Here is a 525-nt window from a genome sequence, read left to right on the forward strand (position 1 = left end):
GTCCACCGCCGTTCCCGCCCTGCTCTCATGACGGGACACCACCCCGCGTGACCTGCGGCGACGCCCAGCCGTTGACGATGCGGCGGGACGACCGGGACGCTGGTCACCGACCCCCTCGCAACGTCCGGCGGCGATCCGCCGGCGACCGGTGGGGCGTTCGGCGAGAAGGAGGTGGTGATGGCGCGTTGGCGACCGCTTCCCGACGGCCTGCCCCCGGAGGTCCGGCGGTTCGTCGAACGGCTGCGGCTGCTGAAGGACCGCACGGGCCTCAGCCTCACCGCGTTGGCCGCCAAGTCCGGGTACAGCGCGTCCTCCTGGTACCGCTACCTCGGAGCCGCGTCACCGCCGCCGTGGGAGGCGGTGGCCGCGCTGGCGCGGGCCGCCGGGCTCCGCGACGACGACCTGGCCCGGCTGCGGGTCATGTGGGAGGCCGCGCGCGAGACCTCCCGGACGATCCACCGACCCGCGACCGCGGCCGACACCGACACCGACACCGGCGGCAGTCCCGCCCCCTCGGCCCCCGGC

Annotated in this window: 1 protein-coding gene; it reads left to right on the forward strand. The window is 76.2% G+C overall.

Features of this window, described 5'->3' with window-relative positions:
* Positions 1-177: 177 nt before the first annotated feature.
* Positions 178-525, forward strand: a 348-nt coding sequence (locus tag GL263_RS27740) for a helix-turn-helix domain-containing protein (RefSeq protein WP_182858467.1), incomplete at its 3' end; no start/stop codon positions are given.

The organism is Streptomyces durbertensis, assembly GCF_014156695.1.
GTDB classification, from domain to species: Bacteria; Actinomycetota; Actinomycetes; order Streptomycetales; family Streptomycetaceae; genus Streptomyces; species Streptomyces durbertensis.